This window comes from Pseudomonas sp. 2(2015) (assembly GCF_000955865.1).
In the GTDB taxonomy this organism is placed as follows: domain Bacteria; phylum Pseudomonadota; class Gammaproteobacteria; order Pseudomonadales; family Pseudomonadaceae; genus Aquipseudomonas.
Genome location: NZ_JYOF01000003.1, coordinates 94,263 through 108,943, shown reverse-complemented (window position 1 = coordinate 108,943; position 14,681 = coordinate 94,263). Strand labels below are relative to the sequence as shown.

The window sequence follows — 14,681 nt, the reverse complement described above, 5'->3', positions numbered from 1 at the left end:
TGGCCCGCAGAGGCCAGGCACGTGATGCAGGAGACGCACATGCAAACCGCTCAGGATGTTCTGCAATCGACCCAACGGCATATCAACGGCGAACGCCTGTGGCAGTCGCTGATGGAGCTGGCCCGGCTTGGCGCCACGGTCAAGGGTGGCGTTTGCCGGCTGGCTTTGACCGACCTCGATCGCCAGGCCCGCGACCTGTTCGTCAAGTGGACCGAAGAGGCCGGCTGCACCGTCAGCATTGATGGCGTCGGCAACATCTTCGCCCGCCGCTCGGGGCGCAACCCGCAATTGCCGCCGGTGATGACCGGCAGCCATATCGATACCCAGCCCACCGGTGGCAAGTTCGATGGCTGCTTTGGCGTGCTGGCCGGGCTGGAAGTGCTGCGCACCCTCAACGACCTCAAGGTCGAAACCGAAGCGCCGCTGGAAGTGGTGGTGTGGACCAACGAAGAGGGCTCGCGCTTTGCTCCGTGCATGATGGGTTCGGGGGTGTTTGCCGAAAAATTCACCCTGGCCCAGACCCTGGCCAAGACCGACGCCGACGGCATCAGCGTCGGCGAGGCGCTTAACGCCATTGGTTATGCCGGGCCGCGGGCGGTCAGTGGTCATCCGGTGGGCGCCTATTTCGAAGCGCATATCGAGCAGGGGCCGATTCTTGAAGACCAGCACAAGACCATCGGCGTGGTGCTTGGCGCGCTCGGGCAGAAGTGGTTCGACCTGACCCTGCGCGGCGTCGAGGCCCACGCCGGGCCAACGCCGATGCACCTGCGCAAGGACGCCCTGGTCGGCGCCAGCGCGGTGGTGGCGGCGGTCAACCGCGTGGCCCTGGAGCACCAGCCCCACGCCTGCGGCACGGTCGGTTGCCTGCAGGCTTATCCCGGCTCGCGCAACGTCATTCCTGGCGAGGTGCGCATGACCCTGGATTTCCGGCATCTGGAGCCGGCGCGGCTCGACTCGATGATCGCCCAGGTCAAGGATGTGATCAGCAGCACCTGCCAGCAGCATGGGCTGACCTACAGCCTGACGCCGACCGCAGACTTTCCACCGCTGTACTTCGATGAGGGTTGCGTGCAGGCGGTGCGCAGCGCAGCCCAGGGCCTGGGGTTGTCGCACATGGATATCGTCAGTGGCGCCGGGCATGATGCGATCTTCGTCGCCGAACTGGGCCCGGCGGGGATGATCTTCGTCCCCTGCGAGGGCGGCATCAGCCACAACGAAATCGAGAATGCCGCGCCGCAAGACCTGGCCGATGGCTGCGCGGTGCTGTTGCGCTCGATGTTAGCGGCGGCCCAGGCGCTGGCGCGGGGCAGGGAGGCGGCTTGAGCTGAACTGCAGGCGCTTTTGCTGGCCTCATCGCCGGCAACACCGGCTCCCACAGGGTTTGGTGTACACCGATCCATTGTGGGAGCCTTGCCGGTGGTTTTGTGCATGAATATGCGAACGGGTGCCGGGTTGAACGGCTCCCGCTCGCATTTGTAGGTGCCCTAAGCGAGTTTGCGAGTATCGAATAAAAGGCCTTTGGATTTGGTTGGCAGGCGGCAATACCTTTACACCGCTTCAGTGCCGATTAAGTAGTCGAGATATATAAAGTTTAGCTGTTTTCAAATAAGCAATATTTCCTCTTGTTCTTGAGAGCTGACATTTTTGTTAGTTGTGCCTGCGCGCCATGAGGCACTAGTGTTGCCAGTGAAGGTATCCGTTCTGGGCGGGCACTACGTGAGGTAATCAGGAGGTTTCAAAATGAACGAGGATTCTGCTGATACTGAAAGGCATAACGGACGTATCCGACGCTTAACAGATAAAGGCTTTGGATTTATTCAAGACGTTGATGGCGATATTTATTTCTCAAGCGCGGACGTAGTCTCTGTTAGAATTGAGGACCTGCGCGAAGGCCAGGTAGTTACTTACACCATCGAGGCTGGACCTAAAGGGCGGGTAGCAAAAAATGTCACGCCACTGTAAGCGCCCCAGGCCACCTTCAAGATGAAAAGGAAGAGGGGGCGACTTATTTTACCGCTCTGAATAATCGCCGATCAACTTGCCGCAGTGGCGTGGTAAGTTGATAAGCTTTTTAATTTTGGTGCCGCTGATCGCGAAGCCAAATGACTTCACGATTTTCATGTGTTGGGCGCTTCTCACCATTCGATCGCTGGTTAAGCCAGCGATCGAATGGTGGACTTTATCCAAGAAGTGGATCACCAAGCCAATCTTTGGGGGCAGTCAAATGAATCGGTGCACACCAGGACCTGTGGGAGCTGGCCTTGCCGGCGATAGCCGCGCCGTGGTTTCAGAGGCTGTCCTGCACCATCTGCAAAAACGTCGCCACCAGCCGCCGTGAGCTCTGCTCGCGCAAGCACACCAGGGTCTCGGTCAAACGCCGCTGGCAATCGACAATCGGCAACGCACACACCCGCGCATCGGCGCCGAACTCGGCGGCCGACACCACGCCCACACCAATCCCCACCACCACCGCCTCGCGCGCCGCTTCGCGGCCTTCGACCTGGATCGCCGCGCGGATGCGCAGGCCGGCGCGGGCCATTTCTTCTTCCAGGGTCTGGCGGGTGACCGAACCCGGTTCACGCAGCACGATTGGCGTGTCGTCAAGGTCGGCCAGGCTGATCGAACCACGGCTGGCCCAGGGGTGGTTGTGCGAGACGAAGGCCACCATCGGGTCGCTGCGCAGCGGCACGCACAGCAGCCGGTCATCATCAACGTCGCGGCCGAGCAGGGCCAGGTCGGCCTGGTAGTTGAACAGCCGCAGCAGCGACTCGTCGGTATTGCCGGTCTCGACCTTGACGCTGATCCCCGGGTACTGCTGGCAGAAGCGCGCAATCTGCGGCAGCACGTGCACCGGCGCATCCACCGCCAGCACCAGGGTGCCGGTCTGCAAGGCGCGCGAATCCTGCAGCAGCTCATGGGCTTCGGCCTCGCAGACGAACAAGCGCTGGGTGATCGCCAGTAAACGCTCGCCCAGATCGGTCAGTTGCACCGAACGCTTGTTGCGGTGAAACAGCAAAACCCCGAAACGTTCTTCGAGTTTACGCACCTGGTCGGAGATCGCCGGCTGGGTCAGGAACAACCGTTCGGCGGCGCGGGTGAAGCTGCCGTGCAGGGCAACTGCGTGAAAAGCCTTCAACTGAGCGTGGGACACCGACATCGCAGCACCTGTTACAAGCTGAGCTTATTTGTGAAATACGATAAATCGATTTTATTTATCAGTCAGTAATTGTTTCTATCTGAGCAGGTGACGGGTTCGACCGGCCGTCACGCAGTGCGCAACACAACAACAAGACAGGCGTTTTTTTTCAAATTCTGCCGGCACACTCAGCTCTCGAGGTCAGATCCCACCATGAACAAACACGTTGCAGATATCAAACGTTGGCGCGTGCAGATTTTTGCCATCACCTGGCTGGCCTACGCCGCGTTCTACTTCACCCGCAAAGCCTTTTCGGTGGCCAAGCTCGGCATCGCCGAAGACCCAAGCTTTACCCTCGACAAAATGGCCATGGCCAACCTCGACGCCATCTACCTGACCGCCTACGCATTCGGGCAATTTACCTGGGGCATGCTCGCCGACCGCTTCGGCCCGCGGGTGGTGGTGCTCGGCGGCCTGGTGATTTCTGCCGCCGCTGCCGTGGTGATGGGCAGTTACGCGACCTTCCCGATCTTTGCTACCTGCATGCTGGTCCAGGGCCTGGCGCAATCGACCGGCTGGGCCGGGCTGTGCAAGAACATCGGCAGCTTCTTCCCGTCCTCCCAGCGCGGTCGGGTATTGGGGCTGTGGAGTTCATGCTATGCCTTTGGCGGCCTGGTGGCCTCGCCGTTTGCTGGCTGGTGGGCCTACACCCTGATCGGCAGCTGGCATGCGGCGTTCATCTCCAGCGCGGCGGTGGTGGCGCTGGTAGCGGTGCTGTTCTTCATCTTCCAGCGCAACAAGCCTGAAGACGTCGGTTTGCCGGCGGTGGAGCCGGAGCCCGAAAGCATGCTGCCGGGCTCGACGATCTGCAGCATCTGGGCGCCGTTGCGCGAGATCCTGCGCAACCGCACGGTGCTGACCCTGGGGCTGGCGTACTTTCTGTTAAAACCTGCGCGCTACGCGATTCTGCTCTGGGGCCCGGTAATCGTCTTCGAACAGATGCCGTCGGTGGGCAAGGTTGGCGCGGCAATCATCCCCACCGCCTTCGAGCTGGCCGGCTTGCTCGGCCCGATCATGATTGGCCTGGCCTCGGACAAACTCTTCGGCGCCCGGCGCATGCCGGCCTGCGTGATCAGCCTGGTGGTGCTGACCGTGGTGCTCGGGCTGTTCATGGCCGCCCTGCATACCGGCAGCGTATTGCTGGTGGTGGCTTTGCTGTTTGTCATGGGCCTGACCCTGTACGGGCCAGACTCGATGATCAGCGGCGCTGCCGCCATCGACTTCGGCACCGCCAAGGCCGGCGCCACTGCCGCAGGCTTCGTCAACGGCTGTGGTTCGGTCGGGGCGATTCTCGGCGGCCTGCTGCCGGGTTACTTCGACAGCGTCACGGTGTTCATCGTCTTTGCCGGCTGCGCGCTGTTTTCCGCCCTGGTGCTGCTGCCGCACTGGAACAGCCGCCCGGCCAGCCCCGAGCACACCCCGGCCGTTGCCCCCAACACGGCCATGGCGATCAAACCGCTGCGTACTTGAACCTATAAGGAAACCGACATGAGACCGTTCTGGCTGCAACAGGCGCTGGACCAGGAAGTTGCACCCGCGTGCCCGCCGCTGGCGGCTGATACCGACTGCCAGGTGTGCATCGTCGGTGGCGGCTACACCGGCCTGTGGACGGCGCTCATGCTCAAGGAGCACAACCCGGCGCTGGATGTGGTGCTGATCGAGGCCGACATCTGTGGCGCCGGCGCCAGCGGGCGCAACGGCGGCTGCGCGCTGTCGTGGTCGGCCAAGTACTTCACCCTCGAACGGCTGTTCGGGGCGCAGGAGGCGGTGCGCCTGGTCAAGGCTTCGGAGCAGAGCATCTACGCCATCGGCGAGTTCTGCCAGGCCCATGGCATCAACGCCGACTACCGCCTGGACGGCACCTTGTACACGGCCACCAGTCGCGCCCAGGTCGGCGCCACCGATGGCGTGATTGCAGCGCTTGAGCGCCAGGGCATCAACTCGTTCCGGCGCCTGGCGGTTACGCAGGTGCAGCGTCTGGCAGGCTCGGCCAAGCACCTGGAAGGCTGGTTCTCGCCGGCCGCTGCCACGGTACAGCCGGGCAAACTGGTGCGCGGCCTGCGCCGGATCGCTTTGCAAAAGGGCGTGCGCATTTATGAGGGCACGGCCATGAGCGGTTTGCAGCAAGGGCCGCAGGCGCTGGTCGAAACCGCCCGTGGCAACATCCGCGCCGGTCGCGTGGTGCTGGCCCTCAACGCCTGGATGGCGCGGGCCTTCCCGCAGTTCGAGCGCAGCGTGGCGATCGTCTCCAGCGACATGATCATCACCGAGCCGCAACCGCAGTTGCTCGAGCAGATCGGCCTGACCAGCGGCATCAGCGTGCTCGATTCGCGGATCTTCGTGCATTACTACCACAACACCAGTGATGGCCGGCTGATGCTCGGCAAGGGCGGCAATACCTTCGCCTATGGCGGGCGGATGCTGCCGGTGTTCGACCAGCCTTCGCCCTATGAGCCGTTGCTGCGCCGCAGCCTTGGCGAGTTCTTCCCGGCCCTGGCCCAGGTGCCGGTTGCCGCGACCTGGAACGGGCCGTCGGACCGTTCGGTGACCGGCTTGCCATTTTTTGGCCGGCTCAATGGCCAGGGCAATGTGTTTTACGGCTTTGGCTACTCGGGCAGCGGCGTCGGCCCCTGCCACATGGGCGGGCAGATCCTTTCGTCGCTGGCCCTGGGCCTGGACAACCCATGGACCCGCTCGCCGCTGGTCAACGGCCCGCTGGGCTATTTCCCGCCGGAGCCGATCCGCTACCTGGGCTCGCTGATGGTGCGCAATGCCATCCGTCGCAAGGAGCAGGCCGAAGACAACGGCCGCCGCCCGCGCCACCTTGACGTGCGCCTGGCGCGTTTTGCCGCTGCTGCGGGCAAGGCCGACAAGGGCTGAAGGGTTTTTTTGTCGATGGCCTGCGGAGCGTATAAACTGCTTGCCACTTTGGCCGGTCGCTACCTGAACCGGCACCTGAAACAAGAGAGTCGAGATGGGCGCACAGTGGAAAGCCAAGCATAGAGAAGTCGCAGCCAACGCCAAAGGCAAGATCATGGGCAAGCTGTCCAAAGAGATCCAGATCGCGGCCAAGTCCGGCGCCGACCCGGACATGAACCCGCGCCTGCGCCTGGCCATCGAGCAAGCCAAGAAGGCTTCGATGACCCGCGAGACCCTTGAACGTGCCATCCGCAAGGGTGCCGGCCTGGACGGCGACGCGGTGCAGTACACCGCCGTCACCTACGAAGGTTTTGCCCCGCACCAGGTGCCGCTGATCGTCGAGTGCCTGACCGACAACGTCAACCGCACCGTGGCGCAAATCCGCGTGCTGTTCCGCAAGGGCCAGCTGGGCGCTTCGGGTTCGGTGGCCTGGGATTTCAACCATGTCGGCCTGATCGAAGCCACGCCGGCCAGCCCTGACGCTGACCCGGAAATGGCCGCCATCGAAGCCGGCGCCCAGGATTTTGCCGAAGGCGAAGAAGAGGGCGCGACCCTGTTCATCACCGACACCACCGACCTCGACGCCGTGCAGAAAGCCCTGCCGGGTCAAGGCTTCACCGTGGTCTCGGCAAAAATCGGCTACACCCCGAAAAACCCGGTCAGCACCCTGAGCGATGAGCAGATGGCAGAGGTTGAAGCCTTCCTGGAAGCCATCGACGATAACGATGACGTGCAGAACGTCTATGTAGGTCTGGCGGGTTGATGTAAGCCTTCGGCTCCCACAGGTACAGCATGCACCGGACCTGTGGGAGCTGGCTTGCCAGCGATTCAAACGCCGCGAAGTTGCTGACAGACCTCGTCGAAGCTTGGCCGGCGCATCACCTCAGGCTGCACACAATCCCGCTGCAGTGCCTTCAACACCTCGCAATCGCCCTCGCAACACGCCAGCAATTCCCCCAGCAACACCCCGAACGCCAGCACCTCGATCCGCTGCAGCGCTTCAGTCGTCACGCTGCCATCCAGCGGATGGAACGACGCCGCGCCAAAGTCCCCCAGCAAGCAGTCGCCATGCTCGTCACACAGCACGTTGTGCGCATACAGGTCGCCATGGGTGATGCCGTGCCCGTGCAAATGCGCGCCTACCGCTGCAATGGCAGCGGCCAGGCGCCGCACGCTGGCAAGGCGCAAACGCCGCTCGGGCGGATAACAGTCGCGGGTGCATGAATCCAGGCTCGGCGGCCCGGCCAGGTTGAACCAGCTCGGCTCGATCAACTGCATCACCAGCGCCGGCAGTTGCTGCGGGTGGTTGTCGATACGCCCGGCCAGGCGCACCAGTTGCGGGTGATCGCCAGCGGCAATGCAGGCGCTCATTTCGTTGAGCGGCAAGCCGTCGCTGGTGATCTCGCCCTTGTACAGCTTGACCGCCACCGGTGCGCTCTGCTGCTGCCAGCGGGCCTGGTGAATGACCCCGGACGCGCCCTGGCCCAATACCTGTTCAAGGTCGATCTGCTGCCAGTCAATCACCTGGCAATGGCCAGGATCTTGCGGTGTGCAGTAGCCCGCCGCCATGGGGTTGCCGGCGTAGGCCAGCCAGGCCAGGCGCGGCATCTGCAGCAACCAGTCGGGCAGGGCCGGCAGCCGGTTGGCCGACAGGCGCAGCAGTTCAAGCCTGGTGCAGCGCGCAAGGCTTGCCGGCAGTTCGCGCAGGCGGTTGCCGGCAAGCATCAGCTTTTGCAGGTGCGGGCAATCGCCCAGGGCTTCGGGCAGGGTTTCGATGCGGTTGTCGGTCAGCACCAGGGCCCGCAGCCGTGGTGGCAGCGCCGCGCCGCTGACCTGCTCGATCTGGTTGCTCTTGAACCCGACCATTTCCAGCATCGGGCACTGGCCGATGCCTTCGGGCAGGTGGCGAAAGCGGTTTTGCGAGCAGAACAGCACCTTGAGCTGGTGCAGCCGGCCCAGGTCCCCGGGCAGGTCGCTTAGGTTGTTACCGGTCAGGTTGAGTACCTGCAGGCTGTCGGCCAGGTCGAAAATTTCCCGGGGGAAGTGTTCCAGCCCGCAGGCCAGGTCGAGGCGGGTAATGCCCGCCAGACGGCCGGCTTTGAGGTCTTCAAGGGTATGCATGGGGTTGGCGGCAGGCTCGTAAATAAACGCCGGTCATCATACCGGCAAGATGCGACTTAAGTCCCATGGCAGACTGACAACTGCGGTCCATACTCGAAGCTCGCCCTTTATTAATAACAACAAGTTCAGGGTTCTACATTCGATGACATACCAGCACAGCTACGCCCGCTCCATCGCCGATCCTGCCGCCTTCTGGGCCGAACAGGCCGATCACCTGGCCTGGTACCGCAAGCCCCTGCAAACCCTTGTTGAAAATGCCGATGGCAGCCACCAGTGGTTCGCCGACGGTCGCCTCAACAGCTGCTACCTGGCCCTCGACCATCAGATCGAACAGGGCCGTGGTGAGCAGACCGCGCTGATCTACGACTCGCCGGTAACCGGCAGCCAGCAGCAGTTCAGCTACAACCAGCTGCGCGATGAAGTGGCGCGCCTGGCCGGCTTGCTGCGCGAGCTTGGGGTCGAGAAGGGCGACGGGGTGATCATCTACATGCCCATGGTGCCCCAGGCGGCCATGGCCATGCTCGCCTGCGCGCGTATCGGCGCGGTGCATTCGGTGGTGTTTGGCGGCTTTGCCGCCAACGAGCTGGCGCTGCGCATCGACGATGCCCGGCCCACCCTGCTGCTGACTGCTTCGTGCGGGCTGGAATTCGACCGGGTCGTCGACTACAAGCCGCTGGTCGACCGCGCCTTGCAGCTGGCCAAACACCAGCCGCGCCAGGTGCTGGTGCTGCAACGCCCGCAAGCCACCGCAACCCTGGTCGAAGGCCGCGACCTCGACTGGCTCGAAGCGGTGGCCACGGCCAGAGCAGTGGCGCCGGTGGAACTGGCCGCCGCTGACCCGTTGTACATCATGTATACCTCGGGCACCACCGGCAAACCCAAGGGGATCGTGCGCGAAAACGGCGGCAACGCCGTGGCCCTGAGTTTTGCCATGCGCCACATCTATGGCATGCAGGCGGGCGACGTGTGGTGGGGGATTTCCGACGTTGGCTGGGTGGTTGGCCATTCGCTGATCGTCTACGGGCCGCTGATGAATGGCTGCACCACGGTGTTCTACGAAGGCAAGCCGATCCGCACCCCGGATGCCGGCGCCTACTGGCGGGTGGTCGAGCAGTACCGGGTCAACGGCCTGTTCTGCGCGCCCACCGCCATGCGCGCGATCCGCAAGGAAGACCCCGGCGGCGAATTGCTGCGCCGCTATGACCTGAGCTCCCTGCGCCAGCTGTTTCTGGCCGGCGAGAAGCTTGATTCCAGCACCCATCAATGGCTGGAGGCGACCAGCGGCAAGACCGTCCACGACCACTGGTGGCAGACCGAAACCGGCTGGCCGGTGACCGCACCGTGCGTGGGTATGGAGGGCAGTGCAGCGCGGCCGGGCTCGAGCAACCGGGCGGTGCCGGGCTACAACGTACAGGTGCTGGATGATGACGGGCATCTGCTCGGCGCCAACCAGCAAGGCTCGATCGTCATTGCCTTGCCGCTGCCGCCTGGCTGCAGCCAGACCTTGTGGGGCGACCACCAGCGCTACCTGGATGCCTACCTGAAGACCTACCCCGGCTATTACCACACCGGCGACGGCGGCTATCTGGATGAAGACGGTTTCGTCTACATCATGGGCCGCACCGACGACGTCATCAACGTCTCCGGCCATCGCCTGTCTACCGGCGAGATGGAAGACCTGGTGGCCCGCCATCCGGCGGTGGCCGAATGCGCGGTGATCGGCGTGCACGACGAGATCAAGGGCCAGGTGCCGCTGGCGCTGGTGGTGCTCAAGGACGGCCAGGACATTGCCCAGGCGCAGTTGCAGAGCGAGCTGGTGGCCAGCGTGCGCGAGCAGATTGGTGCGTTGGCCTGTTTCAACCAGGTGCGGGTGGTCAAGCGCCTGCCCAAGACCCGCTCGGGCAAGATCCTGCGCGCGGTGCTGCGCAAGATTGCCGATCAGCAGCCGTATACACCGCCTTCGACCCTGGATGATCCGGCGGTGTTGGTGGAGATTGAAGCGGTGTTGGCGAGCCTGGCGCGGGTTGGGTAGGGCTTTCATCGCGGGTCAAGCCAGCGCCCACAGATCTCAGCAGCCAGCCTGGCGCAACTGCCCCAACCGGCTACGGGTGCGGGCCAGGTCGCTGGCGCTGCCGCCCAGGCTTGCGGCCAGCGGCAGGCTGCCGATCAGCACCAGGTGCTTGTCCTGGTCGTAGAGCACGTCCACCAGGTTGACGAAGCGCTGCTGGGCGGCAATCGAGCAGTCTTCAAGGTTCGGCAAGCAGTCGATGATCCAGTGGTCAAAACGCCGCGCCAGCTCCAGGTAGTCGATCACCGCCGTGGGTTGTTCGCACAGCTCGACAAAGTCAAAGCCCACGGTGCGCTGCTCGCTCAGGCGGGCGCGCAGGGTGCGCTTGCCTACCTCCAGTACAACCGGCACGTCACCCGGCTCGGGCAACTGCAGGGCCTGGCGCTGTTCGCGGCTGCCCGGCCACAGGTAATGGCCCTGGGTAAAGCGCTGCTGGCCAGCCGCGCCGGGCAGGCTGCGAAAGTCTTGCTCACCGCCGACTTCCAGCACTTGCATCCGGCTGTTGATCAGGCGGATCACCGGCTCGAAACGCTGGTGATACAACGGGTTGGGCAGCAAGCCTTGCGGCGCGTAGTTGGAGGTTACCAGGAGAAAAATACGCCGCTCGAACAAGGCCTGAAATAACCGGGTGATGAGCATGGCATCGCCGATGTCATGCACGTGGAACTCGTCGAAACACAGCACCTGGCAGTCGTCGAGCAACTCATCCAGGGTGCAGGCCAGGGCGTCGTCCTGCTGGCGATGATCAAACATGCCCTGGTGCAGGCGGGCGAAAAAGTCATGAAAGTGCAGGCGGCGCTTGCGCGCCTGGGGCAGGGCCTGGAAGAAACCGTCGAGCAGCCAGCTCTTGCCGCGCCCGACCGCGCCGTACAGGTACAGGCTGCGCGCCTGGCCACTGTCGAGCCGCGCCGCCTCGGTAGCCATATGCTCGATGACCCGCAGCTGGCCGGCGCTCAGGGTGTAGCCGCGGGCTTGGGCCTTGGCGGCAAAATGCTGACGAACGGTCGCCGCCACGCTGTTGTCTTCGGCCACCGGCGTGCGCAAGCGACGCCAGGCGCGCAACGGCGAACGTATCCAGGAAGGGGGCAGGGCAGGCAAACCGGGCTCCTCGGGGCAACGGCACTCAAGGGCCAGCTTGAGCGAGGGCGGCTAATTTAACCAATATGAATAAGGCCGGCCAGCGATCTCTGAGCGGGATAAGTGATGGCTTCTATCGCGGGGCAAGCCCGATCCTACAGATAGATCTTGTACGGGGCTTATACATTTCCCTGCAAACTGGCAGGTTTTTCCTTCACTGCTACCCTCAAGGTCAGATCACTCCTGCGTTGAAGGATGACAAGGTGAAGGGACGCTCTTTGGCGACGCTGCTCGGGCTGAGCATGGCCAGCACCGCAGGCGCCGCCGATTTCATGGTTGAAGTCAAAGTGCAAGTGGAGCGCGGCTGCCTGCTCATCCACCAGCCCCGCGATGCCGGCGCCCAGGCCTTGGGTGTGCTCGATTTCGGCCGCACGGCGCGGCTGGACGACCCGGCCGGCCCGCTCAGCAGCCAGTTGCTCGCGCTACGCCCGCCACGCCTGGAATGCAACCCCGACACCGCTTACCAGGTGCAGGTCGATGGTGGCCAGCACGGCGGCATCGGCGAGGTGCGTTACCTGGCCAGCAACCAGCCTGCGGCGAAACCCATCCCCTACCGTTTGTACCAGGACCCGGCCTGGCGCCTGCCGCTGCCGGTCAATGTTGCCCAGCATGCACGGGTACCTGACTCGGGCTCGGTGGCGCTGCCGTTGTATGCGCGTATCGAGCGCCTGGCCGAAGTGCCGGCGGTAGGGCGTTATTCGGACCTGCTCAAAGTCACCGTCACCTGGTAACCGGGGCGGCGCCTGCTAAAGGAACTGGCAGTATGAAAGGGATAATGCTGTTGACGCTTGGCCCGCTGCTGTTGATCAGCCCCGATGCCTTCGCGGCCATGAGCGGGCATGTCCAGGCGCGCCTGGTGATCAGCAGCGCCTGCCAGATCAGCGGCGGGCCGGGCACCCTGGAAACCCCAGGCGGCGGTGTACTGGACTTTGGCAGCCAGGGCCCGAGCTGGACCAACCCGCTGCGCTCCGGCCTCGAAGAAGCCGCCGGTGACAGCCGCCTGCAAGTGCGCTGCAACCCGGCGGTGCGCGCCTTTACCGTGAGCATCAACGGCGGCGCCAACGGTGATGGCGCCACCCGGCGCCTGAGCAATGGCCGCGAGCTGATCCCCTATGAGCTGTCCGCCGACCCGTCGGGCCGGGCCCGTTACAACATCGGCCAGACCCGCAACTTTTCGGTCAGCAGCGCCGCGCAGATTCCGATTCCGATTTACGGTGCAGTAGTCGCCCATCCCAAGGCGCTGCCGGCCGGCATTTACCGCGACACCCTGATGGTGACCCTGGACTGGTAATACGCAAGGAGTGACTCATGCACCCGAACCTCTCACGCTTGATTTTCGCAGGCCTAGGCCTGGCGCTTGCCACCCAGGCCCAGGCGGCCACGGTAACCGGCAACATCACCGCCACCCTGACGCTGATCGCCAGTTGCCAGGTCAACGGTGGCGGCGGTGCCAGCGGCCTGAACTTCGGTACCTTGAACTTCGGCACCCAGGAAGCGCTGTTCACCACTGCCGGCGGGCAGGTGCTGGGCGGCGGCGGTGGCGCCATGAGCATCCTCTGCTCCAGCGGCACGGTGCCGGTGATCAAGGTGCGTGCCGGCGCCCACGACAGCCAGTCGCCCGGCGGCAGCCGTGCGCTCTACGACGGCGTGGCCAACTACGTGCCGTATGACTTCTACACCGATTCAGGGCATACCCAACTGCTGGTCATCGACGGCACCATCACCTTGCCGACCAGTACCGGCGTGGCCCAGACCGTCAACCTGTATGGCCAGGCCAAGGGCAAGGCGGGCCTGCCAGCCGGGGTGTACACCGACACGGTGGCGGTCGAGCTGAGCTTCTGAACCGTGAGCCGCACCTGGTCCGGGCTGCTGGCCATGGTTGCCTGCTGCCTGCCGCTGCCGTTGGCGGCGGTCACCACCAGCACTTTCCAGGTCAGCGCCACGGTGGCGGCCGGCTGCCTGGTGGTGGGCGGCGTGAGCAACTACGGCAACCTCAATTTCGGCAGCTATTCGGCGCTGTCGACCAGCAGCGTCACCACCGCCCTGGGCGGCACCACGGTGACCCTGCAATGCACGCCGGGGGTGAGCTTGAGCATGAGCGTCGATGCCGGGCTGAACAGCGCCAGCGGCACGCGCAACCTCAAGCGCAGCAGCGGCACCTCGCTGGTGGCCTACCAATTGTTTCGCGACGCCGGCTTCAGCCAGAGCCTGGGCATCAACCAGAGCGTGGCGGTGAGCTACAGCGATCCGACCACGATCAAGTTGCCGGTTTACGCCCGGGCCCAGTTGACCGGCAACCTGCCGGCCGGCAGTTACACCGATGTGGTGCAGGTGGTGCTGACCTTTTGATCGGCGCCGCCGGATGAATTTGACAATAAGGAGAGTGTGCATGGAAGTAGGCGCCGGCAGTTCGCGCTTGAGCTACACCCTGTTGAGCTACACCCTGGCGCTGTTGTGCAGTGCGCCGTTGCAGGCCGCCACCTCGGTACTGATCTGGCCGATCGATCCGGTGCTGGAGGCCAATCAGAAAGCCGGCGCGCTGTGGCTGGAGAACCGTGGCGATGCGCCGGCCAACCTGCAGGTGCGGGTGTTCGCCTGGCGCCAGGGCGAGTTCGACGACCAGTACCAGGCCCAGCGCGAGATTATCGGCAGCCCGCCAGTGGCCAATATCGCCCCGGGGCAAAAGCAGCTGATTCGCCTGACCCGCACCGGCAGCTCGCCGGTGGGCCAGGAGCAGGCCTACCGGATCATCATCGATGAAATTCCCCCGGCCTTGCCGGCTGCGGCCAGCGCCGACAAGGCCCAGGCGGCGATCCGCTTCCAGATGCGTTATTCGGTGCCGCTGTTCGTCTATGGCGAAGGCTTGTGGGGCAAGCCTGACCCCAGTGGCCAGCGCGGTGACAGTGCGGTGGGCAAGCCGTTGCTGAGCTGGCGTCAGGTCTCTGTACAAGGCAAGCCCTATGTGGAAATCCGCAACAGCGGCCCGGTGCACGCGCGCCTGACTGACGTGGTGCTACAGCAGGGCAGCCAGAGCCGGCCGCTGGTGGAGGGTTTGCTCGGCTATGTGCTGCCCGGCGCCAGCATGCGCTGGCCGGCGCCGCAGCCGCTGGGCGCCGCTTCAGTGCTCAAGGGCCGGGTCAATGGCCAGGAGCCTGCGCAAACCCTGAGCCAGGGGCAATGAACGACAGCTAGCAGCACTACAGGGGCCAGGGAGGACCCGGTAATGGTCGGATACTGTGT

Annotated in this window: 14 protein-coding genes; 11 read left to right on the top strand and 3 right to left on the bottom strand. The window is 64.2% G+C overall.

Annotation, left to right across the window (positions count from 1 at the left end; translation table 11 throughout):
• Window positions 1-39: 39 nt before the first annotated feature.
• Window positions 40-1,323 carry a Zn-dependent hydrolase gene (locus UB48_RS03315; RefSeq protein ID WP_045194068.1) on the top strand — a complete coding sequence of 428 codons (1,284 nt, stop codon included), beginning with the start codon at window positions 40-42 and terminating at the stop codon, window positions 1,321-1,323.
• A 417-nt stretch (window positions 1,324-1,740) separates the two neighbouring features.
• Entirely contained in the window at window positions 1,741-1,962 is a 222-nt protein-coding gene (locus UB48_RS27210) for a cold-shock protein (RefSeq protein ID WP_082075381.1), read from the top strand.
• A 325-nt stretch (window positions 1,963-2,287) separates the two neighbouring features.
• Here the strand turns inward: UB48_RS27210 and UB48_RS03305 are convergent, their stop codons facing one another.
• On the bottom strand, window positions 2,288-3,157 hold the full coding sequence (locus UB48_RS03305; protein ID WP_045194066.1) for a LysR family transcriptional regulator: 870 nt from the start codon (window positions 3,155-3,157) through the stop codon (window positions 2,288-2,290).
• Between the two features lie 192 nt (window positions 3,158-3,349).
• Here UB48_RS03305 and UB48_RS03300 point away from each other — a divergent pair, with 192 nt between their 5' ends.
• The 3 genes from UB48_RS03300 (at window position 3,350) to UB48_RS03290 (ending at window position 6,878) form a co-directional block, all read left to right on the top strand.
• On the top strand, window positions 3,350-4,666 hold the full coding sequence (locus tag UB48_RS03300; protein ID WP_045194065.1) for an MFS transporter: 1,317 nt from the start codon (window positions 3,350-3,352) through the stop codon (window positions 4,664-4,666).
• Window positions 4,667-4,684: 18 nt separating this feature from the next.
• Complete coding sequence (locus UB48_RS03295) at window positions 4,685-6,076, top strand: FAD-dependent oxidoreductase (protein WP_045194064.1); 1,392 nt, start codon at window positions 4,685-4,687, stop codon at window positions 6,074-6,076.
• A 94-nt stretch (window positions 6,077-6,170) separates the two neighbouring features.
• Window positions 6,171-6,878 carry a YebC/PmpR family DNA-binding transcriptional regulator gene (locus tag UB48_RS03290; protein WP_045194063.1) on the top strand — a complete coding sequence of 236 codons (708 nt, stop codon included), beginning with the start codon at window positions 6,171-6,173 and terminating at the stop codon, window positions 6,876-6,878.
• A gap of 65 nt (window positions 6,879-6,943) precedes the next feature.
• On the opposite strand, the gene UB48_RS03285 is transcribed toward UB48_RS03290, so the two are convergent.
• Window positions 6,944-8,236, bottom strand: coding sequence for a leucine-rich repeat-containing protein kinase family protein (locus UB48_RS03285; protein WP_045194062.1), 1,293 nt, complete (start codon window positions 8,234-8,236; stop codon window positions 6,944-6,946).
• Window positions 8,237-8,378: 142 nt separating this feature from the next.
• Here UB48_RS03285 and UB48_RS03280 point away from each other — a divergent pair, with 142 nt between their 5' ends.
• On the top strand, window positions 8,379-10,268 hold the full coding sequence (locus tag UB48_RS03280; protein ID WP_045194061.1) for a propionyl-CoA synthetase: 1,890 nt from the start codon (window positions 8,379-8,381) through the stop codon (window positions 10,266-10,268).
• Between the two features lie 36 nt (window positions 10,269-10,304).
• Here the strand turns inward: UB48_RS03280 and zapE are convergent, their stop codons facing one another.
• Window positions 10,305-11,366, bottom strand: coding sequence for a cell division protein ZapE (gene zapE / locus UB48_RS03275; RefSeq protein WP_156160180.1), 1,062 nt, complete (start codon window positions 11,364-11,366; stop codon window positions 10,305-10,307).
• A gap of 278 nt (window positions 11,367-11,644) precedes the next feature.
• Between zapE and UB48_RS03270 the strand changes: the two genes are divergently transcribed.
• From UB48_RS03270 to UB48_RS03250, 5 genes are read left to right on the top strand one after another with little or no spacing between them, the layout of a single operon-like run.
• Window positions 11,645-12,172 (top strand): spore coat U domain-containing protein, encoded by a 528-nt coding sequence (locus tag UB48_RS03270; protein ID WP_093381651.1) that lies wholly within the window; start codon window positions 11,645-11,647, stop codon window positions 12,170-12,172.
• A 32-nt stretch (window positions 12,173-12,204) separates the two neighbouring features.
• Window positions 12,205-12,732 carry a spore coat U domain-containing protein gene (locus tag UB48_RS03265; RefSeq protein ID WP_045194059.1) on the top strand — a complete coding sequence of 176 codons (528 nt, stop codon included), beginning with the start codon at window positions 12,205-12,207 and terminating at the stop codon, window positions 12,730-12,732.
• 17 nt (window positions 12,733-12,749) lie between these two features.
• On the top strand, window positions 12,750-13,283 hold the full coding sequence (locus UB48_RS03260) for a spore coat U domain-containing protein (RefSeq protein WP_045194058.1): 534 nt from the start codon (window positions 12,750-12,752) through the stop codon (window positions 13,281-13,283).
• A gap of 33 nt (window positions 13,284-13,316) precedes the next feature.
• Window positions 13,317-13,790 carry a spore coat U domain-containing protein gene (locus UB48_RS03255; protein ID WP_045195634.1) on the top strand — a complete coding sequence of 158 codons (474 nt, stop codon included), beginning with the start codon at window positions 13,317-13,319 and terminating at the stop codon, window positions 13,788-13,790.
• A 40-nt stretch (window positions 13,791-13,830) separates the two neighbouring features.
• Window positions 13,831-14,622, top strand: coding sequence for a molecular chaperone (locus UB48_RS03250; protein ID WP_045194057.1), 792 nt, complete (start codon window positions 13,831-13,833; stop codon window positions 14,620-14,622).
• Window positions 14,623-14,681 lie beyond the last annotated feature (59 nt).